Source organism: Micromonospora yasonensis (genome assembly GCF_026013475.1).
In the GTDB taxonomy this organism is placed as follows: domain Bacteria; phylum Actinomycetota; class Actinomycetes; order Mycobacteriales; family Micromonosporaceae; genus Micromonospora; species Micromonospora yasonensis.
The window spans coordinates 13,050-38,132 of sequence record NZ_JAPDPH010000050.1; the positions used below are offsets into that span (position 1 = coordinate 13,050).

The following is a 25,083-nucleotide window of genomic DNA, read 5'->3' on the forward strand; positions in this document are numbered from 1 at the left end:
CGGCACGCGCAGGCGGAGGTGCGCGATGGACGAGGTACTGGCCCGCAGCGGGATCTTCCAGGGTGTCGACCCGGAGGCTGCCGAGGCGCTCGCCAAGGAGATGGAGACGATCGAGGTCCGCAAGGGCGAGGTCGTGTTCAACGAGGGCGAGCCCGGCGACAGTCTCTACATCCTCCTGTCCGGCAAGATCAAGGTGGGCCGCCGCGCGGCGGACGGCCGGCAGAACCTGATCGCCGTGATGGGCCCGTCGGACATGGTCGGCGAGCTGTCACTCTTCGACCCCGGCCCGCGTACGGCGACGGCCACGGCGGTGACCGACACCCGCCTGGTCCGGCTGCGCAAGCAGGCGCTGCGGCCCTGGCTGAACAACCGGCCCGAGATCGCCGAGCAGTTGCTGCGGGTGCTCGCCCGGCGCCTGCGCCGGACGAACGACTCGCTGGCCGACCTGATCTTCACCGACGTGCCCGGCCGGGTCGCCAAGAACCTGCTCCAGATGGCCGGCCGGTTCGGCACCCGCGACGGCGGTGTGCTGCGGGTGACCCACGACCTTACCCAGGAGGAGATCGCCCAGCTGGTCGGCGCCTCGCGGGAGACCGTCAACAAGGCGCTCGCCGACTTCGCCTCGCGCGGCTGGCTCCGGCTGGACGGCAAGAGCATCATCATCCTCGACCCGGAGCGCCTGGCCCGCCGCGCGCGCGTCTGACCGCCTCGCCGCGTCTGCCCGAGGCAGAATTCCTGGACTCCGGGGCGGGCCGGGGTCAGGGTGGGGCGATGTTCGAACGTGTCGCCGTCCTCTCCGACATCCACGGCGTGCTGCCGGCGCTGGAGGCCGTCCTGGCCGAGCCGGACGTAGCCGCTGCCGACCTGATCGTGCTCACCGGTGACATCGCGGCCGGTCCGCAGCCGGTCGAGGTGCTGGATCTGCTGGCCACCATCGGCGACCGGGCCCGCTGGGTCGGCGGCAACGCCGACCGGGAACTGGTCGAGGCGCGGGCGGGGCGGGCCGCGCCGATCGAGGTGTCGAACTGGGCCGCCGGGCAACTCCGGGACGACCAGGTGGCCCGGCTGGCCGCGCTGCCGCCGGCCGTCACGCTGCCCGTCGCCGGCCTCGGCGAGGTGCTCTTCTGCCACGCGACGCCGCGTGACGACGAGGAGGTCGTGCTGGTCGACTCGCGGCTCGACCGCTGGGCCGAGGTCTTCGCCGGCCTGCCGGCCGAGGTGGGCACCGTGGTCTGCGGGCACACCCACATGCCGTTCACCCGGCTCGTCGACCGCCGGCTGGTGGTCAACCCCGGCAGTGTCGGCATGCCGTACGGCGGGGTCGGGGCCTGGTGGGCGTTGCTCGGCCCGGGCGTGCAGCTACGCCGGACCGGGTACGACGTGGACGCCGCCTGCGCCCGGGTAGCCGCTGAGTCGGGCTTCCCGGACGCCGCGGCCTGGGCCGACGAGTACCTGCGTTCCCGCCACTCGGACGTGGACGCGCTCACCGTCTTCGGCCCGCGCGACGGCCGCTGACCGGCGACGCCCGCGTCGGCCGGCGATGGCGGCTGCTGTTCGGCGGCGATGGCGGTTGCTTGGCGGCGCGAGATCGTGAATCGTTTGTGACATCAGCTCCAGAGGCGCGCGTACAGATCCCGCCGCCCTGACGAGCGCCGTGCCGGCGGCAGAAAAAGTCAGTCTTGACTGTTTGTTTCGGCGGCGGCACGCTGTCCCCGTGCCCGCCGCATCGACCCGCGTCCCTCAGCAGGAACGCAGCCGCGCCACCCAGGCCCGGCTGCTGGAGGCGACCGTCGAGTGCCTGGTCGAGTACGGCTGGTCCGGCACCACCACCACGGTCGTGGCGGCCCGGGCCGGCGTCTCCCGGGGCGCCCAGCTGCACCATTACCCGACCAAGGCCGCCCTGGTCACCGCCGCGGTGACCCACCTCACCGAGCGCCGGGCGGTGGAGCTGCGCACCGAGGCCGAGGCCCTGCCGGCCGGTCCCCGTCGGCTGGACGGGGTGATCGACCTGCTCGCCGCCGCCTTCACCGGGCCGCTCTTCGTCGCCGCCCTGGAACTGTGGGTGGCCGCCCGCACCGACACCGAGCTACGCGACGCCCTGGTGCCCCTGGAGGCCCGGGTCGGCCGCGAGATGCACCGGCTGACCGTCGAACTGCTCGGGGTGGACGAGCGCCGGCCCGGCGTACGCGAGGCGGTGCAGGCCACCCTCGACCTGCTCCGCGGCCTCGGCGTGGCCAACCTGCTCAGCGACGACTCCGTCCGGCGTACCGCCCTGCTGCACACCTGGAAGCGCCAGCTCGCCACCCTGCTCACCCCTGACGGCGGCCCGTCGACGCCCGGGAGCGCGCGGCCGCACTGACCCCCGGAGGCACCATGGTCGACCTGACAGCCCTACTCACGGACCTGACCGCCGAGTCCGAGCAGCTCGACGCCCTCGTCGCGCCGCTGCCGCCGGAACAATGGGCCCGGCCGACACCGGCCCCGGGCTGGACGGTCGCTCACCAGATCGCCCACCTGGCCTGGACCGACCACGTGGCCCACCTCGCCGCGACCGACGAGGACGCGTTCTACGCCTCGGTCATGGCCGCACCGGACCCGTCCCGGCTGGTCGACGACGGCGCGGAGTCCTTCCTCGCCCCGCCCGCCGCGCTGCTGGCCCGCTGGCGGGAGGGCCGCGCGGCGCTCGCCGCGGCCCTCGCCGCCGCGCCGGCCGGCGAGAAACTGCCCTGGTACGGCACCCGGATGTCGCCCGCCTCGATGGCGACCGCCCGGCTCATGGAGACCTGGACGCACGGCGAGGACGCGGCCGACGCGCTCGACGTCCGGCGTACCCCGACGAGCCGGCTGCGGCACGTCGCGCACCTGGGCTTCCGTACCCTCGGACACGGCTTCGCCGCGCACGGCCGTGCGGTACCGGCGGCACCGGTCCGGGTCGAGCTGGCCGCGCCGCACGGGGAGACCTGGGCCTTCGGCCCGGCGGACGCCGCCGATCGGGTCACCGGCCCGGCGCTCGACTTCTGCCTGCTGGTGACCCAGCGACGGCACCGCGCCGACCTGGCCCTGGTGGCCACCGGGCCGGTCGCCGACGAGTGGCTGGACGTGGCGCAGGCGTTCGCCGGCCCACCCGGGGCCAAGCGGGCGGCGGCCGGCAGCGGAGTGACTGGATGACGCCACTCCGGGTCGGCAACGCCTCCGGCTTCTACGGCGACCGGTTCTCCGCCTGGCAGGAGATGCTCGACGGCGGCGAGCTGGACGTGCTGTCCGGCGACTACCTGGCCGAACTGACCATGCTGATCCTCGGCCGGGATCGGCTGCGCGACCCCTCCCTGGGCTACGCGAAGACCTTCCTGCGGCAACTGGAGGGCTGCCTCGGCACCGCACTGGACCGCGGGGTCACGCTGGTCACCAACGCCGGCGGCGTCAACCCGGCCGGGCTGGCCGCCGCGATCGGCGCGCTCGCCGACCGGCTCGGCCTCACCGCGCGGGTCGGGTACGTCGAGGGCGACACCCTCGCCCGCCCGGACGCGCTGACCGCGAACGCGTACCTGGGGGCATTCGGGATCGCGGCCTGCCTCGACGCGGGGGCGGACGTCGTGGTCACCGGACGGGTCACGGACGCCTCGCTCGCGGTCGGCCCGGCCGTCGCCCGCTTCGGCTGGGGCCGGGACGACCTGGACGCGCTGGCCGGGGCGACCGTGGCCGGGCACCTGATCGAGTGCGGGGCGCAGGTGACCGGCGGCAACTTCAGCTTCTTCACCGAACTACCGGACGGCGGACACCGTCCCGGCTTCCCGATCGCCGAGATCCACCCGGACGGCTCCTCGGTGCTCACCAAGCACCCCGGCACCGGCGGCGCGGTCACCGTCGAGACGGTCACCGCCCAACTGCTGTACGAGGTGGCCGGGCCGGCGTACCTGGGGCCGGACGTGGTGACCCGGCTGGACACGGTGGAGCTGCGCCCGGACGGGCCGGACCGGGTACGGGTCTCCGGGGTCCGGGGCATGCCGCCACCCGACACCCTGAAGGTGGGCGTCAACAACCTGGGCGGCTTCCGCAACTCGATGACGTTCGTACTCTGCGGGCTGGACATACCGGCCAAGGCGGCACTCGTCCGGGGGCAGTTGGCGGAGGCGATCGGCAGGGAGGGGCTGGAGTTCAACCTGGCCCGGACCGACCACCCGGACGCCACCGACACCGAGGCGGCGAGCGCGCTGCTGCACGTACACCTGCGGGACGGCGACCGGGCGCGGGCCGGGCGGGCCTTCTCGGCGGCCGCGGTAGAGCTGGCGCTGGCCTCGTACCCGGGCTGCACGCTGACCACCCCGCCCGGCGACGCGACGCCCTACGGCGTGTTCACCGCCGACACCGTGCCGCAGGACGCGGTCGCGCACGTGGCGGTGCTGCCCGACGGGGTACGTGTGCCGATCGTCCCGCCGGCGCAGACGACGACCGCGCCGCACGGGACCACGACGACGCCCGCACCTGGGGACGGGTGGCCGGCAGGCCCGACCCGGCGGGCGGCCCTCGGCGAACTGGTGGGCGCCCGGTCCGGGGACAAGGGTGGGGACGCCAACCTGGGCGTCTGGGCCCGACCCGGCGCGACCTGGGCGTGGCTGCGCGGCTGGCTCACCGTCGAACGGCTGGCCGAGCTGCTCCCGGAGACCGCCCCGCTGACCGTCGAGCGGTACGAGCTGCCGAACCTGCGCGCGGTCAACTTCGTCATCCGGGGACTGCTCGGGGCGGGGGTGGCCGCCTCCACCCGGTTCGACCCGCAGGCCAAGGCACTCGGCGAGCTGCTCCGCTCCCGGGTGGTCGACGTGCCGGCGGACCTGCCCGCCGGGCCGGCCGTCGAGGAGGGGCAGTCGTGACCATCGTGGACACCCCGGAACGCCGGCAGCTCCGCGAGCTGACCCGGGCCTTCGTCACCAAGGAGGTGCTGCCGTACCTGGACGACTGGGAGCGGGCCGGTGAGGTGCCCCGGTCGCTGCACGAGACCGCCGCGAAGGTCGGACTGCTCGGCGTCGGCTTCCCGGAGAAGGTCGGCGGCAGCGGGGGCGACCTGCTCGACTCGATCGTGGTCACCGAGGAGATCATCCGTTCGGGCGGCTCGTCCGGGCTGGTCGCCGCCCTGTTCACGCACGGCATCGCCCTGCCGCACATGGTCGCCGCCGGAAACGCGGAGCTGATCGACCGGTACGTCCGGCCGACGCTGGCCGGGACGATGATCGGCGCGCTGGCGATCACCGAGCCGGACGGCGGCTCCGACGTGGCGGGCATCCGCACCTTCGCCCGGCTGGACGGCGACCACTACGTGGTGAACGGGTCGAAGACGTACATCACCAGCGGCCTTCGGGCCGACTTCGTCACCACCGCCGTCTCCACGGTCCTGCCCGGCAGTGGCGCGCTCAGCCTGCTGGTGATCGAGAAGGGCACGCCCGGCTTCAGCGTCGGCCGGCGGCTGGAGAAGCTCGGCTGGCACTGCTCGGACACGGCCGAGCTGTCCTTCGTGGACGTCCGGGTGCCGGTGGCGAACCGCATCGGCCCGGAGGACACCGGCTTCCTGGCGATCATGCAGCAGTTCGCCACCGAGCGGCTCTCCCTGGCCACCCAGGCGTACGCGACCGCGCAGCGCTGCGTCGAGCTGGCCGTGAAGTGGTGCCGGGACCGGTCCACCTTCGGCCGGCCGCTGGCCAGCCGGCAGCTGATCCGGCACCGGCTGGCCGAGATGCACACCCGGGCCGAGGCCGCCCGGGCGTATGTGCACGACGTGGCGGAACGGGTGGCCGCGGGCCAACCCGTGGTGACCGAGGTGGCGATGGCGAAGAACGTGGCGGTGGCCGCCTGCGACCACGTGGTCGACGCGGCGCTGCAACTGCACGGCGGCTTCGGCTACCTGCGGGACGCGGAGGTGGAGCGGCACTACCGGGACGCCCGGATCCTGGGCATCGGCGGCGGCACCACCGAGATCATGAACGAGATCATCGCGAAGGGCATGGGGCTGTGACCACCCTGGGCAGTGCGCTCGACCCGGCCTCGCCGGCCTACCGGGCCAACCGGGAGGCCCTGCTGGACCGCCTCGCCGAGCTGGACGCCGCGCTCGACCAGGCCCGGGCCGGCGGCGGCGAGAAGTACGTGACCCGGCACCACCAGCGCGGCAAGCTGCTCCCCCGGGAGCGGATCGAGCTGCTGCTCGACCAGGACAGCCCGTTCCTGGAGCTGTCTCCGGTGGCCGCGTACGAGACGGACTTCCCGGTCGGGGCCAGTGTGGTGACCGGCATCGGCGTGGTCGAGGGCGTGGAGTGCCTGATCGTCGCCAACGACCCGACGGTACGCGGCGGCGCGGTGAACCCCTGGGCCCTGGCGAAGACCCGGCGGGCCGGCGAGATCGCCCTGGCCAACCGGCTGCCGATGGTCAACCTGGTCGAGTCGGCCGGCGCGGACCTGCCCACCCAGGCGGAGATCTTCATCCCGGGCGGCCGGGTGTTCCGCGACCTGACCCGGCTCTCCGCCGCGAAGATCCCCACGGTCAGCGTGGTCTTCGGCAACGCCACCGCGGGCGGCGCCTACGTGCCGGGGATGTCCGACTTCACCATCATGATCCGGGACCGGTCGCAGGTGTACCTGGCCGGGCCGCCGCTGGTGAAGATGGCCACCGGCGAGGTCACCGACGACGAGTCGCTGGGCGGGGCGGCCATGCACGCCACCAGGTCCGGCCTGGCCGACTTCCTCGCCGAGGACGAGCGGGACGGCATCCGGCTGGCCCGGCAGTGCGTCCGCCGGCTCAACTGGCGCAAGCAGGGCCCCGCGCCGCGCAACCCGGTCCCGCAGCCACCCCGGTACGACCCCGAGGAGCTGCTCGGCATCGTCAGCGCCGACCTGAAGGTGCCGTTCGACCCGCGCGAGATCCTCGCCCGGGTGCTGGACGGCAGCGAGTTCGACGAGTTCAAGCCGGCCTACGGCACCGCGCTGGTGACCGGCTGGGGCGAGCTGCACGGGTACCCGGTGGGCGTGCTGGCCAACGCCCGGGGGGTGCTGTTCAGCGAGGAGGCGCAGAAGGCAACTCAGTTCATCCAGCTCGCCAACGCCACCGACACCCCGCTGCTCTTCCTGCAGAACACCACCGGCTACATGGTCGGCACCGAGTACGAGCAACGCGGCATCATCAAGCACGGCGCGCTGATGATCAACGCGGTGTCGAATTCGACGGTCCCGCACCTCACGGTCAACCTGGGCGCCTCCTACGGGGCCGGCAACTACGGCATGTGCGGCCGGGCGTACGAGCCGAGGTTCCTGTTCACCTGGCCGAACGCCAAGTCGGCGGTGATGGGGCCGGCGCAGCTCGCCGGGGTGCTGTCCATCGTGGCCCGGCAGGCCGCCGTCGCCCGGGGCCGCGAGTACGACGAGGACTCGGACGCCGCGATGCGGACGATGGTCGAGCAGCAGATCGAGTCCCAGTCCGAAGCGCTCTTCCTGTCCGGCCGGCTCTACGACGACGGGGTGATCGACCCCCGGGACACCCGTACCGTCCTCGGGCTCTGCCTGTCGGCCATCCACAACGGACCGGTCAGGGGCGCCGACGGCTTCGGCGTCTTCCGGATGTGACCGGTGAGCGCGAGGAACGCAGCGAAGCGGAGTCCCGCAGTCGCGAACGAAAGGCAGGCTCAGCCCGCATGATCCAGAAGCTGCTGGTCGCCAACCGGGGCGAGATCGCCCGCCGGGTCTTCGCCACCTGCCGGGCGCTGGGCGTGGCGACGGTCGCCGTGCACTCCGACGCGGACGCCGGCGCGCCCTTCGTCGCCGAGGCCGACCAGGCCGTACGCCTGCCCGGGAACACGCCGGCCGAGACGTACCTGCGGATCGACCTGATCCTGAACGCGGCCCGCCGGGCGGGCGCGGACGCCGTGCACCCGGGCTACGGCTTCCTCGCCGAGAACGCCGAGTTCGCCGCGGCGGTGACCGATGCCGGGCTGACCTGGGTCGGGCCGACGGCCAAGGCGATCGCTGCGATGGGCGACAAGATGGCGGCGAAGGCGCTGCTCGCCGACGCGGGCGTGCCGATGCTGCCGACCTGGACCGAGGACGACCAGGTCACCGACTTCCCGGTGCTGGTCAAGGCCGCCGCGGGCGGCGGCGGGCGGGGCATGCGCGTGGTCCGCGACCCGGCCGCGCTCGCCACCGCCGTCGCCTCGGCGCGCCGCGAGGCCGCCGCGGCGTTCGGCGACGGCACGGTTTTCATCGAGCGGTACGTCGAGCGGGGCCGGCACGTCGAGGTGCAGATCTTCGGCGACACCTTCGGCACGGTGGTGGCCCTCGGCGAGCGGGACTGCTCGATCCAGCGCCGGCACCAGAAGATCGTCGAGGAGGCGCCCGCGGTCCTCGCCCCGGAGCTGCGGGAACGGCTGCACGCGGCGGCGGTGGCCGCCGGCCGGGCCGTCGACTACGTGGGCGCCGGAACCGTCGAGTTCCTGCTCGCGCCCGACGGGGCGTTCTTCTTCCTGGAGATGAACACCCGCCTGCAGGTGGAGCACCCGGTCACCGAGGCGGTCACCGGGCTGGACCTGGTCGAGCTGCAACTGCTGGTCGCCGAGGGCGAGCCCCTGCCGCTGGCGGCGACCCCACCGGCCGACGGCCACGCGATCGAGGTACGCCTCTGCGCCGAGGACCCGGCCCAGGATTTCCGCCCGGCCACCGGGACCCTGCACCGCTTCGCGATCCCCGGGGTGACCGGTGAGTTCACCCCGACCGGTGGGCTGCGCCTGGACTCCGGCGTGGTGGACGGCGCCACAGTGAGCGTGCACTACGACTCGATGCTGGCCAAGCTGGTCGCCCGGGCGCCCACCCGGGCGGCGGCGGCCCGGGCCCTCGCGGGCGCGCTGGCCCGGGCCGAGTTGCACGGCGTGGTCACCAACCGGGATCTGCTGGTCCGGGTGCTGCGCAGCCGGGAGTTCGGCGCGGTGGAGATCGACACCGGCTTCCTGGAGCGGCACGGGGAGGTCTTCGCTCCGCTGCTCCCGGCGGACCAGGTGGCGCTCGCCGCGCTCGCCGCCGCGCTGGCGTCGGCCGCCCGCCGGCGTGCCGAGGCCCGGGTGCTCGGGGGGGTGCCCTCCGGCTGGCGCAACGTGCCGGCGTTCCCGCAGGTCGCCCGCTATGCCGGGCCGGACGGCGAGATCGAGGTGCGATACCGCCTCGACCGCCGGGGCGGGCTCGCCGGCTGGTCTGCCGCGTCGGACGGCGACCGGCACCTTGCAGCGCGGCGTCAGACGCGCCGAGCTGAAGGTGCCGACGGCGAACCGACAGCCGCCGGGCAGCCGCCGGTCGTGGCACTGGTGGAGGCCGCCCCGGACCTGGTGATCCTCGACGTGGACGGCGTCCGGCGGGGGTTCCGCGTACACGGGGTGGGGTCGCAGGTCTTCGTGGACGGCCCGGACGGGGCGACGAGCCTCACCCAGCTGCCCCGGTTCCCGCTGCCTACCGCGGCCCTGGCGGCCGGGTCGCTGCTCGCGCCGCTGCCCGGCGCGGTGGCCCGGGTGCACGTCGACGTCGGCCAGCGGGTCGCCGCCGGTGACCTGCTGCTGACCCTGGAAGCGATGAAGCTCGAACATCCGGTGCTCGCCCCGACCGACGGCGTGGTCACCGAACTGCCGGTGCCGGCCGGCGGCCAGGTCGACACCGGCGCCGTGCTGGCCGTCGTGGCCAACCCCGAGGAGGACCCCGAATGAACGTCGACCTCACTCCCGAGCAGGACCAGCTCCGCGACGCCGTCCGGACGCTCGGCCGCAGGTACGGTCATTCCTATTTCGTAGCGAAAGCGAAATCGGGGGAACACACCACCGAGCTGTGGCACGAGGCCGGCCAGCTCGGCTACCTGGGTGTCAACATCCCCATCGAGTACGGCGGCGGGGGCGGTGGCATCACCGAACTGGCCATCGTCTGCGAGGAACTGGCCGCCGCCGGCTGCCCGCTGCTGCTGCTCGTGGTCTCCCCCGCGATCGCCGCCACCGTGCTCAACAAGCACGGCACCGAGGAGCAGCGCAAGCGGCACCTGCCCGGCCTCGCCGACGGCTCGCAGAAGATCGTCTTCGCGATCACCGAGCCGGAGGCCGGCTCCAACTTCCACCGGCTCGGCACGGTGGCCCGCCGGGACGGCGACGACTGGCTGCTCTCCGGCCGCAAATGCTACATCTCCGGCGTCGACGAGGCGCAGCACGTGCTGGTGGTGGCGCGCACCGAAGACGCGTCGACGGGCAGGCTCAAGCCGGCGCTGTTCCTCGTGCCGACCGACGCACCGGGTCTGGAGCGGTCCAAGCTGAACATGGAGATCCTCTCCCCGGAAAACCAGTTCCTGCTCTACCTGGACGACGTCCGGCTGCCCGCCGACGCGCTGGTCGGCGAGTCGCTGGAGGCCGGGCTGCCAGCGCTCTTCTCGGGGCTGAACCCGGAACGGATCACGGTCGCCGCGATGGGCGCCGGCACCGGCCGGTACGCCATCGAGCGGGCCAGCGCGTACACCGCCACCCGGAAGGTGTGGGGCGGGCGGAGCATCGGCTCCCACCAGGGCGTCGCCCACCCCCTCGCGCACGCCGCGGTACAGGTGGAACTGGCCCGGCTGATGATCCACAAGGCCGCCACCCTGTACGACGCCGGTCGCGACCTGGAGGCCGGCGTCGCCGGCAACATGGCCAAGTACGCCGCCGGGGAGGCCGCCGCGCTCGCCGTGGACACCGCCGTGCAGGCACTCGGCGGGGCGGGCATGACCACCGAGTACGGCGTGGCCACCCTGCTCGGCGCGGTCCGGGCCGGCCGGATCGCCCCGGTCAGCCGGGAGATGATCCTCAACTTCGTCGCCCAGCACGTACTCGGGCAGGACAAGTCGTACTGACCCGGATTCCTGGGGCGGCCAGGCCGGCCGCGGCTCGGCCGGTTGACACCTGGACGGCCTGGGCGATCCTGAACGGGTGAGCTCGTTCCCGAAGCCCGGTGCGCGGGTGAAGGCCGTCCTCGCGGCGGTGGCTGCGGTGGCCGCACTGGTCGCCCTGCTGGCGTGGCACCCGGCCGGTGTCTTGTCGGTGGCCCTGGCCCTGCTCTGCGTCGTGCTTGCGATGATCACCGGGGTGGCGGTGAGCGCCGCCCGGCAGGCCGGCGACGACCCCCCGGCGGAACAGCGGCCCGACGGGTACGAAGTGGACACCGACCCGCTGGAGTCGTTCGATCCGCGGACGCCTCCGGACCCCCGCCGCGGCGGGCACGAACTCGACGCCGACACCCTGGATGCGCTCGACCCCCGGGAGGTCCGGGAGAACCGGCGGGTGACCGGGCTCAGCGACCGGTGAGGGTCGGCACGGCGAGCGCGTCGACGCCGCGCCCGGCCAGGCAGCGGTAGGTGCGATCGGTGGTGGCGCCGACGGGCGGCAGCACCTCCAGGTTCCAGCCGCCCGTCTGCTTGATGCCGCTGACCAGGCGGAAGGTGCTGACGTTGCAGACCTGCTGGACGGCCGGATCGGCGACGACCGCCTCGTGGCCGGCCCCGGTGAGCGCCGCCGGCAGGTCGCCCTCGGCGTAGGTCTCCCAGGTGTGCCGGCCGTCGCACGGCACCCGGGTCGCCTCCGCGCGGTCGCGGCGCAGCCGTACCGGGCCGAAGCACTCCAGCTCGGGCGCGCAGCGGGCACCCGCCGGCAGGCGTACCCCGCCGGCCGCGCAGCCCGGCAGCACCTTGGCCCCGGTCGGATCGACCGCCCCGCTGGCCACCGGCGTCGGCTGCGTCACGGGCGGCGAGCCGCCCGCCAGCCACGCCCCCACGGAGGCCGAGGCGGCCAGCGCGACCACCCCCGCCCCGCCGAGGAACCAGCGGCGCCGCCACCGCCGGCCCGGCACCGGGATCGTCGGGTGTTCCTCCGCCGCGGGCGGGCGCGGGCTCGGCTGCCCCGTCCGGCCCAGCGGGTACGCCCCACCGGTCGCGCCACCGCCGCTGAGGGGCACACCGGAGATCGGGGCGCCGCTGACCGGGGAGGCGCCGTCGAGCGGCAGGGCGGCGAGCATCCCGCGCAACTCCACGGCGGACGGCCGCTCGCCCGGGTCGTTGGACATGCCCAGCCGGAGCACGTCGATCAGCTCCTCCGGCACCCCGGGCAGGCCGGGGATCGGCTGGTGGAACATCTCCAGCACGGTGACCAGGCTCGGGTTGCGTTCGGACTGCCAGCGCGGGGGCCGGCCGTGCATCACCGCGTAGAGGGTGGCGCAGAGCGCGTACACGTCGACCGCCGGCGAGGGCGGGCTGTGGCTGAACATCTCCGGCGGCGCGTACGCCGGGGTCAGCACCTCCAGGGTGACCGAGGCGTCCCGCACCTCGGCCAGCACCGCCAGCCCGAAGTCGGCCAGCACCGCCGGGTTGAAGTGCGAGTAGAGGATGTTGGCCGGCTTCACGTCCCGGTGCAGCACCCCGGCCGCGTGCGAGTGCGCGAGCGCGTCGGCGATCTTCACGCCCAGGTCACGCGCCTCCACCGGGCCCAGCGGCGAGGTACGCATCCGCTCCGCGTACGACCCGTCGCAGAGCTCCATGATCAGGTAGGGGTGCTGGTCGACGGTGACCCCGACGTCGAAGAGGTCGACCACGTGCGGGTGGGAGGACATCTTCCCGGCGGCCCGCGCCTCGCGCAGGAACCGGGCCTGGTCGCGCTCACTGTCCAGGGTGCGGTTCTCCACCTTGACCGCGACCTCGCGCCCGACCGAGATCTGGGTGGCCCGGTAGACGGTGGCGTAGCCACCCCGGGCGAAAACCTCCAAATCGGTCAGACCGGGCACGATGGGCAGCCGGAGGGCGCCGGGCGGAGTCTCGGTCACGGCTCGAAAATACCCAATGATCCGCGTCGCTCAGGACACCGCGTCGGTCGCCGGCACCGGCCCGGACCCGACGGCCGCGGCCCCGGCCACCCCGGCGGGGGCCGCGCGTCGGGCGTCCCACCACAGGCCGACGGCCGTCGCGACCGCGCCCAGCCCCTCCCAGACGGCGACGGAGAAGAACCGGCCCGGAGCGACGTCGGAGAGCACGGTGATGGTGAAGACGGTGAACGTGACCAGCCGGAACCAGACGGTGAACCGGTAGAAGACCCGCCACTCGGTGGCGGCGGCGAGCAGGTAGTAGACCCCCATGTTGAAGGAGGCCATCGAGGACGCGGTGAGGAACGTCCCGGTGTAGTCACCGGCGGTCCGCTCGGCCGGCACCTCGAAACCGAGCATGCGCAGCTGTGCCTCCGGCCAGATCAGCCCGAGCGCACCCAGCAGCACCGCCAGGGCCCCGAAGACCGCGATCGTCCAGCCAGCGGCGGAGCGCGGCAGCCTCATCCGTCCTCCCCACCCGCGACCGCCGCTGTGGACGGTCCCCTCAACCCCCACACGCTAACCGCCACCCCCGACGCGCACATCCCCGAAATCGTCAAACCTGGACGCCGCCGCACCGCCCATCCACCCCGCGAACCACGATGGACGCGAGGGGTGTCAGGGGGTGGCGAGGTGGGCGCGGAGGGCTTCGGCGACGGCCCGTTCGCTGCGCTGCTCGGTGGCGTACGCCAGGCGCACCGCCTCCTCGGCGCCGGCCAGCGCCTCGGCCCGCCGGTCGCAGGCGTCCAGCGCCTCGGCCAGCACACAGGCCGCGATGACCTGGCTCCGGACGTCCTCGGCCGGCGCGCGCATCGCCCGCTGCGCCCAGTCCAGGGCCTGTTCCCGCTGCCCGTGGGCGAGCAGCGCCGAGGCGTACCGGGCCATGGTCTGGCGGCGGGCGAAGAGCAGCGACGGGGTGCTGGCGGCGACGGTGGCCACCGGGGCGAGCAGTCCCACGGCGGTGGCCGGATCGCCGGCGGCGAGCCGGGCCACGGCGAGCAGCACCCGGGGCGCCACCTGGGCGGGGGCCTGCGGGTTGTGCGGCTCCACAGTGGTCAGCACCGCGCGGGCGTCCCGCTCGGCGGTCTCGTGGTCGCCCATGTCCAGCGCCACGAAACCGCGCAACGTCCCGGCCATCCCGGTGAGCAGCGGGTGCGAGGTGCGCCCCGCGTACGTCAGGGCGTCGGTGAGCAGGTCGGCGGCGTGCTCCGGCTCGCCCAACCCACGCGCCACCACCCCGCGTACGACCAGGGCGAAGCCCTGCCCCCAGTCGTCGCCGATCTCGGCGAACTCCCGGTACGCGCGGCGTGCCCCCCGGTCCGCCTCGGCCAGCTCGCCCAGCTCTGCGGTGGCGTACGCCTCGACCGCGCGGAGCGTGCCGACCGCCCACGCCTCGCCGACCCGCTCGCCGAACGGCAGGAAAACCTGCGCCATCCGGCAGGCCTCGCGGAGCCGGCCGGCGAGCAGCCGGGCGAAGGCGGTGGTACCGCGCAGCCAGGCCCGCCCGTACGGGTCCTTCAGCTCGGCGAACAGCCGGGCGGCCCGGCCGAGCACCGCGTCGGTGCCGGCGAAGTCGCCCCGGGTGGTGGTCACCCAGGCCAGGTTCTGCAACGACCAAGCCTGCCCGCGCGGGTCCTTCGCCGAGAGGCTGACCTGGTAGGAGGCGGCGAGCCGGCTGCTCGCCTGGCCCAGCCGGCCGGCGATGAAGTCGGCCATGCCCAGCCGTCGCATCGCCGAGGCGCGCATCGTCGGCAGGTCGGCCGCGGTGGCCACCTGCAGCGCCTCCTGCCAGCAGCGCTCCGCCCGGTCGGCGTCGCCGAGGGTCTGGTGGGCCTGCCCGGCCAGCAGCAGGGCACTGGCCCGGGTCGCCGCCGCGTCTCCGGCGTTGGCGGCGATCTTCTCGGCGAAGGCGAGCGCGTCGGCCGGCCGGCCGATCTGGAGCAGCGCCCGGGCGTGCACCACCCGGTCGGCCAGCGGCAGCCCGTCGCGGGCCAGTTCGGCGGCACGCTCGGCGTACTCGACGGCCAGGGCCGGCTCGCCCGAGCGCAGCGCCCGCCGGGCGGCCCGGCCGAGCGCGGCGACGCCGAGCGGAGCCACCGCGCGGGCCGGCGCGTCCGGGCGCAGCTTCACCGCGTCGGCGAGCGCGGCGGCCCGCTCGACGTGCTCGGCGACGAAGTCGTCCCGGGCGGCCTCGGTGAACCCGCCGGGCAGGGCGGCGGTGCCGTCGGCGCTCTCCGGGGCCGCCCAGCTGGCCAGCGCGGCGTGCCGCTCGGCCAGCTCGGCCTTGCTCACCCCGGCGTACGCGGCCTCCCGCATCAGCGGGGTGGCGAAGGCGAAGCCGGTCCGGATGCGGTGCAGCATGCGGCGTTGCAGCAGCTCCTCCACGGCCCGGTCCAGCTCGACGGCGGCCACCGCCGACGGCCGGCCGGCCAGGCCGACGCGCTGCTCGCGGAGCGCCTCCAGGGTGCCGGCGGGCACCGTGTCGCCGACCACCGCGGCGTCCCGCAGCACCGAGCGGGCGTCCGGCGGCAGCGCGTCGATACGCGCGGCGAGCACGGCGGCCAGGTCGCGGGAGAGCAGCCGGCTGCCCAGCGACCCCGGGGCGAGCCGCCAGCCGACATTGGCGCCCCGGCCCGGCCCGGCGGTCAGCGCGCCGCGCTCCATCAGCAGGGTGACCAGCTCAGCCAGGTAGAACGGGTTGCCCTGCGCGGTGGCCAGCAGCCGGTCGGCCTCGGCCGGCGGCAGCTTGCCGCCGCCCAGATAGCTGGTGAGCAACCGGGAGGCGTCGGCGCCGCGCAGCGGGGGCAACGCGTGCACCTCGGCGTCCGCGACCCGGGTCAGCGCGCCGGCGGTACGCACCAGCTCGGGGCGGCCGAGCAGCAGCACCAGCACCGGTCCACTGAGCCGGTTGAGCGTCAGCCCGAGCGCGTTGATCGTCTCGGCCGTGGCGTCGTGCAGGTCGTCCACGACGATGGCCAGCGGCGCCTCCACCGCGAGCGCGCTGAGCAGGTCGGCGACCGCGTTCGGCACCGCTTCGGCATCCGGTGGCGGGGCGGCGGCGCTCCACTCGCTGTGCTCCGTGGCGGCGGGGAGTTCCCCGTACCCGAGCAGGGCCAGGAGCTGGTCGACGGCGATCGGGGGCAGGTCGTCGGAGAGCCGGCCGAGGCGCTGGCCGAGCCGGCGCAGCCGCTCCTCCACCGCCGGCCGGGTGAGTGCCGTGGCCGGGTCGTTGGGCAGGCCGACCGCCGCCCGGACCAGGTCGGCGAGGGGCGCGAGCCGGCGCCGCTCGCCGAACGCGGCGCAGCGTACGGAAAGCACCCGGGCACCGGTGTGCGCGGCGTACCGGCCGGCGCCCACGTCGTAGCCGGCGGCGAGGCGTTCCACCTCGGCGGCGAACCGGGACTTGCCGATCCCCGCCTCGGCGGTCATCAGCAGCACCCGGGGCTCACCCCGGTCGATCACCTCGGCGAGCCGGCCGGCGACCCGACCGATCTCGGTCTCCCGACCCACGAACGGCGCCTCGTCACCGAGACCGGACCGGGTGCCCGGGGCGTCCAGGAGGCCCAGCAGCTCGTACGCCTCGACCGGCTCGCGCTTGCCCTTGAGCCGCAGCGGCCGCAGCGCCCGCCAGGAGGCGACGTGCCGGGTGGCGGCGGAGGTCCGCGCCCCCGCGTAGACCGCGCCCACGGCGGCGGCGTCGGCCAGCCGGGCGGCGGTGTTCACCGTGTCGCCGATGACCGTGTACTCGATCGCCGCCTGGATCCCGGCGATGACGTCGCCGGTGTTCAACCCGACCCGCAGGCCGAGCGGCGCGCCGCCGCCCCGCTCGTCGTCGAGCACCCGGCGGACGGCCCGCTGCATGGAGAGCGCCGCCCGGACCGCCCGCTCGGCGTCGTCCTCGTGCGCCACCGGCGCCCCGAAGACCGCCATGATCCCGTCGCCGGTCAGCTTGTCGACGTGCCCGCCGAAGGTCTTGACGGCGCCGGCGAGGGCGGCCAGCACCCGGTCGGTGACCGCGCCGACCCGCTCCGGGTCGAGGTCCTCGGACCAGGAGGTGAAGTCGGAGAGGTCGCCGAAAAGCACGGTGACCACCCGCCGCTCGGCGGTCGGCAGGGTGGCGGCGGCCGGCAGCGCCGCCCCGCAGTTGTGGCAGAACTTCGCCCCCGGGACAGCGAGCGTGCCGCAGACCGGGCAGGTCACGGCTGCTCCACCCCGAGGTACTCGAGCTGGGCGCGGACCGACCACTCGGCGGCCCACCAGAGCGACCGGTCGACGTCGGCGTAGACCTTGGCCACCACCTCGGACGCGCTGGTCGCGCCCGCCGCCACCGCCGCCCGCACCTGGTCCAGCCGGGCCCGCCGATGGGCGAGGTAGAACTCGGCCGCCGCGCCGCAGTCGGCCAGCGCCGGGCCGTGCCCGGGAAGTGCCGGGATCCCCCGGTACGTGGAGAGCAGTTCCAGGCTCGACAGGTAGTCCCCGAGGTGGCCGTCCGGATGGGCGACCACGGTGGTGCCCCGGCCCAGGATGGTGTCGCCGGTGAGCACGACCCGATCGTCGCCGTGCTCGACCAGGAAGCAGACCGAGTCGGCGGTGTGCCCGGGGGTGTTGAGCAGGCGGATCTCCAGCCCGTCGATGCCGAAGTGCTCGCCCGGCTCGGTCAGCGGCTCGCCGCCGATGGTGTGTGCCGGGTCGGCGGCGAGGACGTGCGCCCCGCCGAGCAGTTCGCTCAGCCGCGGCGCGCCCTCGGTGTGGTCGGGGTGCCCGTGGGTGATCAGCACGAACCCGACCGGCCCGTGCGCCGCGATCGCGGCCAGGTGCGCCTCGTCGGCCGGGCCCGGGTCGACCACGACCGCGTGCTCGGCGCCGGGGGCACGCAGCACCCAGGTGTTGGTGCCGTCGAGCGTCATCGGCCCCGGGTTCGGCGCGCGCAGCAGCCTCACCCACCCCGGCAGCTCGTCCGCGAGGGCACCCGCCGCCCCGGTCACATGCCCGCCCATGGCAGCGATCGTACGACCCCGCTCGCCACTCCCCGCGATCTTGCAGGTTCCGCCTGTGATTTGTGGTCGTTCACGGCTTTCGCCGGGGCGGTACCGGCAAGATCGCGGGGCGGCGGCGGATCAGGCCACCTCGACGATGACCTCGACCTCGACGGGCGCGTCGAGCGGCAGCTCGGCCACCCCGACCGCGCTGCGGGCGTGCCGGCCGGCCTCGCCGAAGACGGCGCCGAACAGGTCGGAGGCCCCGTTGATCACCCCCGGCTGGCCGGTGAAGCCCGGCGCGCTGGCCACGAAGCCGGTCAGCTTCACGACCTTGACCACGTTCTCGAGGCCGACCAGCGAGTCGATCGCGGCGAGCGCGTTCAGGGCGCACCGCTGGGCCAGGTCCTTCGCCTGCTCGGCGGAGACGCCGTTGCCGACCTTGCCGGTGGCGAGCAGCTTGCCCTCGGCCATGGGGAGCTGGCCGGAGACGTAGACGTGCTGCCCGGACTGGACGGCCGGCACGTAGCTGGCCACCGGCGGCACCACCTCGGGCAGGGTCAGGCCCAGCTCGGCGAGCTTCGCGTGCGGTCCGTTGCTCATGCCCTCAGCCCTTCGGGCGCTTGAGGTAGGCGACGAGCTGCTCCGGGTTGGGGCCGGGAACCACGGAGACCAGTTCCCAGCCGTCCTCGCCCCAGTTGTCGAGGATCTGCTTGGTCGCGTGGACCAGCAGCGGGACCGTGGCGTATTCCCACTTCTGCATGGAGGAAGGCTCCCTTGCCTGGCATGTACTTTGGTCAGGCACAGCCTACGGTCCGGCGGAACTACCGGGACGCGGGACGCTGCTCCGGGGCGGGCGGTTCGCCGCAGGGCCCCTCGTGGTCGTACCGCTGTGGGCACCGGGTGCGGTCGGCCAACAGGAGGTCGCAGAAGACCCGGTGCCGGTTGTTCTGGTCGTCGGCGGTGGACACGGTGGTCTCGCCGGCGTCCAGTTCGCCGAGGAAGCCCAGCGAGGTGGCCACGGTGCCGGCCAGCGCGGTGGCCGCCGCCAGGTCGGAGACCCGGACCGGCAGGTGGATGACGTATCCCGGCGCCTCGTCGTCCCGGCTGGCGGGGCGGATCAGCCTGCGGAGCACCTCGACCGGCTGGCGGTACGGCCACTCGTTGCCCGACGGCCCCGTGCCGGGCCCCTCGTCCGCACCGGGTCGCCCCGCCCGCTCACCGGTCGCGAACTGGACTCGAGGGATGTTCTCCGCGTCGCGCATGTCCTGCCTCCGGGCGTCGTACCTGATCAAAGTCATCACATCCGGCTCGGCCCACTGCTCCGTCCGGCCCGCGTCGCGACGAACGTAGGACCTGCCGGAAGTCCCGGCAACGGGACGCGCATATCCGATCACGTCCAGTCACATATGCGACACACCTCTCGTCCGGAAGGCGACGGCCTCTTCACGTTCTGCCGGACTCGCGGCACCCACCCGCGTACGCGGGGCTGGCAAGTCGGCCATCGACCGCTACCCTTCCGGTCTGGACGGGCGACCCCGCTCGCCCGCCGTGCTGGATCACGCGTCCACCGCCTTCGGGCGGCGACGACGCCGCACCCCGGGGGGGAAGAGATGACCCAACCACCCATCGGCGGTGCCGCCGCGCCCGGTGGCCCGTCGCCCGCGCAGCCGCCGTTCGGCGCCACGCCGATGCCCGGGGCGTTCCCGCCGCCGGGGCCCGGGGCGCCCCCGCAGCCGGTGCCCGGGGGCTACCCGCCCGGACCCGGCGGCTACCCGCCGCCCGGACCCGGGGGCTACCCGCCGCCAGCGTCGGGGGGCTACCCGCCGGCCGGACTCGGGGGCTACCCGCCGCCGGGGCCCGGAGGCTACCCGCCGAACCAGCAGCCGCCGGCCCCCAAGAAGCGGCGCGGCCTGCTGATCGCCTCGATCGTGCTGGCCGCGGCGGTGCTGCTCTGCGGCGGTGGCGGCACGGCCGCGTTCCTCACCCTGCGTAACGCCGAGGACGGCCAGGGCGCCAAGGAGCCGTCGGTCGCGGTGGAGGGCTTCCTCACCGCCGTCTACAAGGACCGGGACGCCCGGAAGGCGGCCACCTTCGTCTGCTCCGCCTCGCGTGACGACAAGAAGATCGCCGCCAAGGTCGCCGAGGTGCAGAAGTACGCCACGCAGTACCAGAACCCACGGTTCCGCTGGACCAGCCCGAAGGTGGACAACCAGACCGGCGACCGGGCGACCGTGACCACCCGGGTCACCATGACCACCTCCGACGAGAAGGTGGCCGACCAGGACCTGCGCTTCACGGTGGTGCAGAAGACGGGTTGGTGGGTCTGCGAGGTCGCCTGACCCCGATGGCCGGATGGGAGCCGGCCTCGCCTCCACCGCCCATCCCGCGCGGGCTCTAAGCTCGACGAGTGGCAGCAGCTGAGCAGCCGGTCGAGCCGGCCGGCACCGGGTGGCCGGCCCGCCTGCACGTGGTGACCGGCAAGGGCGGCACGGGCAAGACCAGCGTCGCCGCAGCGCTGGCCCTCGGGCTGGCCGCCGGCGGCCGGCGCACCCTGCTGGTCGAGGTGGAGGGGCGGCAGGGCATCGCCCAGCTCTTCGGCACCGACCCGCTGCCGTACGAGGAGCGGCACCTGACCGACGCCCCGGGTGGCGGCGAGGTACGCGCCCTCGCGGTGGACGCCGAGGAGGCGCTCCTCGAGTACCTGGACATGTTCTACAAGCTGGGCGCGGCCGGCCGGGCGCTGCGCAAGTTCGGCGCGATCGACTTCGCCACCACCATCGCCCCGGGCCTGCGGGACGTGCTGCTCACCGGCAAGGTCAAGGAGGCCACCACCCGCACCAACGGCCAGCGCCGAACGTACGACGCGGTGGTGCTGGACGCCCCGCCGACCGGGCGGATCGGCCGTTTCCTCAACGTCACGGCGGAGACCGCCCGGCTGGCCAAGGTCGGCCCGATCAAGACCCAGAGCGAGGGGGTCTCCGTGCTGCTCCGCTCGCCGATCACGGCCGTGCACGTGGTGACCCTGCTGGAGGAGATGCCGGTCCAGGAGACGGTCGACGCGATCGCGGAGCTGACCCAGCTGGGCTTCCCGGTCGGGCGGGTGATCGTCAACGGGGCCCGGCCCCCGGTGCCGGCCGGCCGCGCGGTGACCGCGGCCGAGCTGAAGCGGGGGCTGTCCGCCGCCGGGCTGCCGGCCGACGGCCGGACCGTCGCGGGGCTGGTCGAGGAGGCCCGGGACCAGCAGGTACGCCGGGAGCTGGAGGACTCGCTCCGGGCCGACCTGGTGGAGCTGGGCCTGCCGCTGACCGAGCTGCCGCTGCTCCCCGAGGGAGTGGACCGGGCGGGGCTGGAGACGCTGGCCGCGGCGCTCGTCCGGGCGGATTGACTCACACCTGCGGCCGGCCCGGAGCAGAGACACCCCGCAGACCGATACGCTCGATTGGTGCCTTCCGAAGACGCGGCGCCACCGCTGGACGTCGACCAGATCCTCGCCGATCCGGGCGTGCGGATCGTGGTCTGCTGCGGGGCCGGCGGAGTGGGCAAGACGACCACCGCGGCCGCGTTGGCGCTGCGGGCGGCCGAGCGGCACGGCCGGCGGACGGTGGTGCTCACCATCGACCCGGCCCGCCGGCTGGCCCAGTCGCTCGGCCTGACCGAGCTGGACAACACCCCGCGGCGGGTCAAGGGCATCGACGTCGAGGCCAGCGGCGGTGAGCTGCACGCCATGATGCTGGACATGAAGCGCACCTTCGACGACGTGGTGCTCCAGCACACCGATCCGGCGAAGGCGGCGGAGATCTTCGCCAACCCCTTCTACCAGGCCATGAGCTCGACCTTCGCCGGCACCCAGGAATACATGGCGATGGAGAAGCTGGGCCAGCTGCACGCCCGCGGCGAGTGGGACCTGATCGTCGTGGACACTCCGCCGTCCCGCTCGGCCCTGGACTTCCTGGACGCGCCGGCCCGGCTCTCCCGCTTCCTCGACGGCCGGATGCTGCGGCTGCTGCTGGCCCCGGCCCGCACCGGGGGGCGGAGCATGTTCAGCTTCGTGACCGCCGGCTTCGGGATGTTCTCGAAGGCCGTGCAGAAGGTGATCGGCGCGCAACTGCTCACTGACCTGTCCGGCTTCGTCGCCGCGCTGGACTCGATGTTCGGCGGCTTCCGGCAGCGGGCCGAGCAGACGTACCGGATCCTGCAGGCGCGGGAGACGGCGTTCCTGCTGGTCGCGGCGCCGGAGCCGGACGCGGTCCGGGAGGCGGCGTACTTCGCCGGGCGGCTGCGGGAGGAGCGCATGCCGCTGGCCGGCCTGGTGCTCAACCGGGTGCACGAGCCGGCGGTGCCGCGGTTGACCGCCGCCGACAGCCTGGCCGCCGCCGAGCGGCTGGCCGTCGAGGGCGGGCACGAGGGCACGGTCGAGGTGCTGCGGGCCCACGCCACGCTGGCCCAGCAGGCGGTACGCGAGCGGCGGGTGGCGGCCCAGTTCACCGAGGCCTTCCCGACGGTGCCGACGGTGTCGGTGACGGCGCAGCCCGCCGACGTGCACGACGTCGACGGGCTACGGACCATCGGCGAGGCGATCAGCCGGCGGTGAGGCGCGGCGACCGACGCGACGATCAGTTGGCGGTGGTCACCAGGACCTTGTCCTTGCCGGCCTTCTCCTTGGCGTTCTTCTTCATGGCGGCCTCGAACATCTTGCGCCAGCTGGTCACCTGCGGGTGACGGCGCAGCAACGCCCGGCGCTCGCGTTCGGTCATGCCACCCCACACCCCGAACTCGATCCGGTTGTCGAGCGCGTCGGCCAGGCACTCGTACCGAACTGGGCAGCTCCGGCAGATCCTCTTCGCCACGTTCTGTTCGGCGCCTTGTACGAACAACGCGTCCGGGTCCCCGTTCTGACATGCCGCCAGTGACGGCCAGTCAGTGATCATGCCCATCTGTACACGTCCCCCCTTGCAGTACCTACCGACTTCGCGCGACCAGCCGTCGAATTTCGACCCCCCGGTCATCCGGCCGGCCTCCCCAAGGGCGGCACGGACGACGTGTGGCTCTGTCGCCGCTCACCATCATGCTGTGTAGTCGACCGATTACGCAACGTTGTCGGCTAAATCCATCATTCCGGACACTCCCGGCTTCCCGGGCTTTCGCCCGCCCGTCTACCCGGCCCGAGTACGTGAAAACGCTGCGCGGCTCCCCCGTTCGGAGGAGACTTTCGCCAGGTTTCACGCAACCACGCACCAGGGCTCGTGCGTTTAGCACAACGAGGCCGGCGCGCGCCGGAAATGGGGAAACTTCCCCGCGCGCCCCTCGTTCCCTACTCGCGTACCCTGTCGAGGTGACCTGGATGCGGAAACGTGACCACAATGTGCTGACCAACGCCGCATCGCTACTTGTCTGTGGCCTGTTGGCCGGTGTGGTGGTCGCGGCGGCGGCCTTCCCCGCGGTGGCGATGTCGGGACTCGCGGCGAAGGCGGGAGCCGAGACGTTCGGCTCGCTGCCCAAGGAGCTGACGGTGGCCCGCGCGCCGCAGATCAGCTACCTGCTGGCCGCCGACGGCAAGACGCCGCTCGCCACGATGTACGACGAGAACCGGCGCGACGTCAAGCTCAAGGACATCTCGCCGTACATGCAGAAGGCCATCATCGCGGCCGAGGACCACGACTTCTACAAGCACAACGGCGTGGACCTCAACGGCGTCGCGCGGGCGTTCGTCAACAACCAGTCCGGGACGAACTCCCGGCAGGGCGCGTCGACGCTCACCATGCAGTACGTCCGGCTGGCCATCTCGTACTCGGCCACCCACCCGGCCGACGTGGTCGCGGCGACCGAGGACACCAGCGCCCGCAAGCTGCGCGAGATGCGCTACGCGCTCCAGATCGACAAGGAGCTCTCCAAGGACGAGATCCTGGAGCGCTACCTGAACATCGCCGCCTTCGGCAACGGCGCGTACGGCATCTACGCCGCCAGCCAGGTCTACTTCGGCAAGCCGCCGAGCAAGCTCGACATCCAGGAGTCCGCGCTGCTCGCCGGCCTGGTCAAGGCACCCACCGACTTCGATCCCACCACCAAGTCCGGCTACCCGGGCGCGGTCGGGCGGCGGGACTACGTCATCGACAACATGGTCCTGATCGGCGCCGTCACCAAGGAGCAGGCCGACCAGGCCAAGGCGATCAAGCTGGTGGTCAAGGACAAGCGCACGCCGAACGGCTGCGTCGCCACCACCACCCAGAGCTGGGGCTTCTTCTGCGACTACTTCTACCGCTGGTGGATGCAGCAGGAGACGTTCGGCTCCACCTCGTACGACCGCGAGCGCCGGCTGAAGAGCGGCGGCTACACCATCACCACCAGCCTGGACCTGCAGGCGCAGCGGGCCGCCGACACGGCGGTCCGCAACAACCTGGGCGTGAGCGCCACGGCTGCCCGGATGGTGGCGGTGATCGAGCCGGGCACCGGTCGGGTCCGGGCCGTCGCGGTGAACCGCAACTTCAAGATCGACGACCCGAACCACCCGCAGAACAAGATCTCCAGCGACCCGAAGAAGGCCAAGAAGAAGATCCGGGGCAACCGCCCGAACACGGTGAACCCGCTGATCACCGGCGGCCCCGGCATCACCGGCTACCAGGCCGGCTCGACCTTCAAGATCTTCACGCTGGTGGCGGCCCTGGAGAAGGGCTACCCGCTCAGTTACACCATCAACGCCCCGGAACAGTTCAAGTCCGAGTACATCATCGACTCCAGCAACCCGGCCGCCTGTAAGGGCACGCACTTCTACTGCCCGGTCAACGCCAACAAGTCGATGGCCGGCGTGCACAACATGTGGAGCGCGTTCGGATTCTCGGTCAACACGTTCTTCGTCGCGCTCCAGCAGCGGGTCGGCGCCGAGAACGTGGTGAAGGCGGCGCAGAAGCTGGGCATCACCTTCCGCGCGCCGAGCGACGCCCGGTTCGCCGAGAACAAGGACGCCGCGCACCAGTGGGGCGCGTTCACCCTCGGTGTCTCGCAGACCACGCCGCTGGAACTGGCCAACGCGTACGCCACGCTGGCGGCGGACGGCAAGTACTGCGAGCCGATCCCGGTCCAGGAGATCCGCGGCCCGGACGGCGACAAGCTCGACATCGCCAACCCGCACTGCGAGCAGCGGATCAGCACCCAGGTGGCCCGGGCCGCCGTGGACGCCGCCCGCTGCCCGGTGGGTGACCGCTCGTCGACCAGCAAGTGCAAGACCGCCACCGCG

22 protein-coding genes are annotated in these 25,083 nt (G+C 73.8%); 14 read left to right on the forward strand and 8 right to left on the reverse strand.

Annotated elements, in window-relative coordinates; translation table 11 throughout:
- Positions 1–25: 25 nt before the first annotated feature.
- From ONA70_RS13360 to ONA70_RS13405, 10 genes are all read left to right on the forward strand, one after another.
- On the forward strand, positions 26–703 hold the full coding sequence (locus ONA70_RS13360) for a Crp/Fnr family transcriptional regulator (RefSeq protein ID WP_007073398.1): 678 nt from the start codon (positions 26–28) through the stop codon (positions 701–703).
- Between the two features lie 68 nt (positions 704–771).
- Positions 772–1,515 (forward strand): metallophosphoesterase family protein, encoded by a 744-nt coding sequence (locus ONA70_RS13365; protein WP_265006727.1) that lies wholly within the window; start codon positions 772–774, stop codon positions 1,513–1,515.
- Between the two features lie 199 nt (positions 1,516–1,714).
- Positions 1,715–2,359 (forward strand): TetR/AcrR family transcriptional regulator, encoded by a 645-nt coding sequence (locus tag ONA70_RS13370; RefSeq protein ID WP_265006728.1) that lies wholly within the window; start codon positions 1,715–1,717, stop codon positions 2,357–2,359.
- A gap of 14 nt (positions 2,360–2,373) precedes the next feature.
- Positions 2,374–3,168: a TIGR03084 family metal-binding protein gene (locus tag ONA70_RS13375; RefSeq protein WP_265006729.1), complete on the forward strand. Its 795-nt coding sequence runs from the start codon at positions 2,374–2,376 to the stop codon at positions 3,166–3,168.
- Positions 3,165–4,868, forward strand: coding sequence for an acyclic terpene utilization AtuA family protein (locus ONA70_RS13380; RefSeq protein WP_265006730.1), 1,704 nt, complete (start codon positions 3,165–3,167; stop codon positions 4,866–4,868). Before ONA70_RS13375 ends, ONA70_RS13380 begins: the two co-directional genes overlap by 4 nt.
- A complete protein-coding gene (locus ONA70_RS13385) occupies positions 4,865–6,004 on the forward strand; it encodes an acyl-CoA dehydrogenase family protein (protein ID WP_265006731.1) in 1,140 nt (379 codons plus the stop codon). The genes ONA70_RS13380 and ONA70_RS13385 overlap by 4 nt, the downstream gene beginning before the upstream one ends.
- A complete protein-coding gene (locus ONA70_RS13390) occupies positions 6,001–7,602 on the forward strand; it encodes an acyl-CoA carboxylase subunit beta (RefSeq protein ID WP_265006732.1) in 1,602 nt (533 codons plus the stop codon). The genes ONA70_RS13385 and ONA70_RS13390 overlap by 4 nt, the downstream gene beginning before the upstream one ends.
- A 68-nt stretch (positions 7,603–7,670) precedes the next feature.
- Positions 7,671–9,719 carry an ATP-binding protein gene (locus ONA70_RS13395; protein ID WP_265006733.1) on the forward strand — a complete coding sequence of 683 codons (2,049 nt, stop codon included), beginning with the start codon at positions 7,671–7,673 and terminating at the stop codon, positions 9,717–9,719.
- Positions 9,716–10,879: an acyl-CoA dehydrogenase family protein gene (locus ONA70_RS13400; protein WP_265006734.1), complete on the forward strand. Its 1,164-nt coding sequence runs from the start codon at positions 9,716–9,718 to the stop codon at positions 10,877–10,879. The genes ONA70_RS13395 and ONA70_RS13400 overlap by 4 nt, the downstream gene beginning before the upstream one ends.
- A gap of 76 nt (positions 10,880–10,955) precedes the next feature.
- Complete coding sequence (locus ONA70_RS13405; RefSeq protein WP_265006735.1) at positions 10,956–11,330, forward strand: hypothetical protein; 375 nt, start codon at positions 10,956–10,958, stop codon at positions 11,328–11,330.
- Here ONA70_RS13405 and ONA70_RS13410 read toward each other — a convergent pair.
- From ONA70_RS13410 to ONA70_RS13440, 7 genes are all read right to left on the reverse strand, one after another.
- Entirely contained in the window at positions 11,317–12,837 is a 1,521-nt protein-coding gene (locus ONA70_RS13410) for a serine/threonine-protein kinase (RefSeq protein ID WP_265006736.1), read from the reverse strand. The two genes, ONA70_RS13405 and ONA70_RS13410, sit on opposite strands and share 14 nt — an antisense overlap.
- A 30-nt stretch (positions 12,838–12,867) precedes the next feature.
- Positions 12,868–13,338: a hypothetical protein gene (locus tag ONA70_RS13415; RefSeq protein ID WP_265006737.1), complete on the reverse strand. Its 471-nt coding sequence runs from the start codon at positions 13,336–13,338 to the stop codon at positions 12,868–12,870.
- 153 nt (positions 13,339–13,491) lie between these two features.
- Positions 13,492–17,073, reverse strand: coding sequence for an adenylate/guanylate cyclase domain-containing protein (locus tag ONA70_RS13420; protein ID WP_265006738.1), 3,582 nt, complete (start codon positions 17,071–17,073; stop codon positions 13,492–13,494).
- Positions 17,070–17,870 carry an MBL fold metallo-hydrolase gene (locus ONA70_RS13425; RefSeq protein WP_265006739.1) on the reverse strand — a complete coding sequence of 267 codons (801 nt, stop codon included), beginning with the start codon at positions 17,868–17,870 and terminating at the stop codon, positions 17,070–17,072. The genes ONA70_RS13420 and ONA70_RS13425 overlap by 4 nt, the downstream gene beginning before the upstream one ends.
- A gap of 120 nt (positions 17,871–17,990) precedes the next feature.
- Positions 17,991–18,452: a RidA family protein gene (locus tag ONA70_RS13430; protein WP_265006740.1), complete on the reverse strand. Its 462-nt coding sequence runs from the start codon at positions 18,450–18,452 to the stop codon at positions 17,991–17,993.
- A gap of 4 nt (positions 18,453–18,456) precedes the next feature.
- Positions 18,457–18,612, reverse strand: a complete 156-nt coding sequence (locus ONA70_RS13435) for a DUF4177 domain-containing protein (RefSeq protein ID WP_013289021.1) — start codon at positions 18,610–18,612, stop codon at positions 18,457–18,459.
- A 61-nt stretch (positions 18,613–18,673) separates the two neighbouring features.
- Positions 18,674–19,114, reverse strand: a complete 441-nt coding sequence (locus tag ONA70_RS13440) for a hypothetical protein (protein WP_265006746.1) — start codon at positions 19,112–19,114, stop codon at positions 18,674–18,676.
- A gap of 348 nt (positions 19,115–19,462) precedes the next feature.
- Here ONA70_RS13440 and ONA70_RS13445 point away from each other — a divergent pair, with 348 nt between their 5' ends.
- The 3 genes from ONA70_RS13445 to ONA70_RS13455 all read left to right on the forward strand — a co-directional run bounded on the left by ONA70_RS13445 (position 19,463) and on the right by ONA70_RS13455 (position 22,443).
- Positions 19,463–20,191 (forward strand): Rv0361 family membrane protein, encoded by a 729-nt coding sequence (locus ONA70_RS13445; protein WP_265006741.1) that lies wholly within the window; start codon positions 19,463–19,465, stop codon positions 20,189–20,191.
- A 68-nt stretch (positions 20,192–20,259) separates the two neighbouring features.
- On the forward strand, positions 20,260–21,237 hold the full coding sequence (locus ONA70_RS13450; protein ID WP_265006742.1) for an ArsA-related P-loop ATPase: 978 nt from the start codon (positions 20,260–20,262) through the stop codon (positions 21,235–21,237).
- A gap of 54 nt (positions 21,238–21,291) precedes the next feature.
- Positions 21,292–22,443, forward strand: coding sequence for an ArsA family ATPase (locus ONA70_RS13455; protein ID WP_265006743.1), 1,152 nt, complete (start codon positions 21,292–21,294; stop codon positions 22,441–22,443).
- Positions 22,444–22,465: 22 nt separating this feature from the next.
- Here ONA70_RS13455 and ONA70_RS13460 read toward each other — a convergent pair whose 3' ends face one another.
- Complete coding sequence (locus tag ONA70_RS13460) at positions 22,466–22,786, reverse strand: WhiB family transcriptional regulator (RefSeq protein WP_046564004.1); 321 nt, start codon at positions 22,784–22,786, stop codon at positions 22,466–22,468.
- 407 nt (positions 22,787–23,193) lie between these two features.
- On the opposite strand from ONA70_RS13460, the gene ONA70_RS13465 reads away from it, so the two are divergent.
- Positions 23,194–25,083 (forward strand): transglycosylase domain-containing protein (locus ONA70_RS13465; protein ID WP_265006744.1); only part of this gene is annotated, 1,890 nt, incomplete at its 3' end.

Excerpts from the sequence above, each read along its gene's own strand:
- ONA70_RS13440 (WP_265006746.1), bottom strand. The coding sequence starts at position 19,114 with ATGCGCGACGCGGAGAACATCCCTCGAGTCCAGTTCGCGACCGGTGAG.
- ONA70_RS13380 (WP_265006730.1), top strand. The coding sequence starts at position 3,165 with ATGACGCCACTCCGGGTCGGCAACGCCTCCGGCTTCTACGGCGACCGG.
- ONA70_RS13395 (WP_265006733.1), top strand. The coding sequence starts at position 7,671 with ATGATCCAGAAGCTGCTGGTCGCCAACCGGGGCGAGATCGCCCGCCGG.
- ONA70_RS13430 (WP_265006740.1), bottom strand. The coding sequence starts at position 18,452 with ATGAGCAACGGACCGCACGCGAAGCTCGCCGAGCTGGGCCTGACCCTG.
- ONA70_RS13445 (WP_265006741.1), top strand. The coding sequence starts at position 19,463 with ATGACCCAACCACCCATCGGCGGTGCCGCCGCGCCCGGTGGCCCGTCG.
- ONA70_RS13415 (WP_265006737.1), bottom strand. The coding sequence starts at position 13,338 with ATGAGGCTGCCGCGCTCCGCCGCTGGCTGGACGATCGCGGTCTTCGGG.
- ONA70_RS13400 (WP_265006734.1), top strand. The coding sequence starts at position 9,716 with ATGAACGTCGACCTCACTCCCGAGCAGGACCAGCTCCGCGACGCCGTC.
- ONA70_RS13460 (WP_046564004.1), bottom strand. The coding sequence starts at position 22,786 with ATGGGCATGATCACTGACTGGCCGTCACTGGCGGCATGTCAGAACGGG.
- ONA70_RS13435 (WP_013289021.1), bottom strand. The coding sequence starts at position 18,612 with ATGCAGAAGTGGGAATACGCCACGGTCCCGCTGCTGGTCCACGCGACC.
- ONA70_RS13425 (WP_265006739.1), bottom strand. The coding sequence starts at position 17,870 with ATGGGCGGGCATGTGACCGGGGCGGCGGGTGCCCTCGCGGACGAGCTG.
- ONA70_RS13375 (WP_265006729.1), top strand. The coding sequence starts at position 2,374 with ATGGTCGACCTGACAGCCCTACTCACGGACCTGACCGCCGAGTCCGAG.
- ONA70_RS13365 (WP_265006727.1), top strand. The coding sequence starts at position 772 with ATGTTCGAACGTGTCGCCGTCCTCTCCGACATCCACGGCGTGCTGCCG.
- ONA70_RS13360 (WP_007073398.1), top strand. The coding sequence starts at position 26 with ATGGACGAGGTACTGGCCCGCAGCGGGATCTTCCAGGGTGTCGACCCG.